We start from the raw sequence: 267 nt of genomic DNA on the forward strand, positions 1-267 counted from the left end.
GAATTGGCAGACGCACTAGACTTAGGATCTAGCGCCATTGGCGTGGGGGTTCGACTCCCTTCATCCGCACCATTTTTATTTAATTTAATAAACGAGCGGGAATAGTTCAGTGGTAGAGCGCAACCTTGCCAAGGTTGAAGTCGCGAGTTCGAATCTCGTTTCCCGCTCCAAATTTATGTTTATATTGTAATGTGGGTGCATAGCTCAGCTGGATAGAGCAACGCCCTTCTAAGGCGTGTGTCCGGGGTTCGAATCCCTGTGCGCTCA

Annotated in this window: 2 tRNA genes; both read left to right on the forward strand. The window is 49.1% G+C overall.

Annotation, left to right across the window (positions count from 1 at the left end):
* The first annotated feature begins 95 nt into the window (after positions 1–95).
* Positions 96–170 (forward strand) — tRNA-Gly (locus KGF50_RS22115).
* 23 nt (positions 171–193) lie between these two features.
* Positions 194–267, forward strand: a tRNA-Arg gene (locus KGF50_RS22120).

The organism is Clostridioides sp. ZZV15-6598, from assembly GCF_020657705.1.
Lineage (GTDB): Bacteria > Bacillota > Clostridia > Peptostreptococcales > Peptostreptococcaceae > Clostridioides > Clostridioides difficile_F.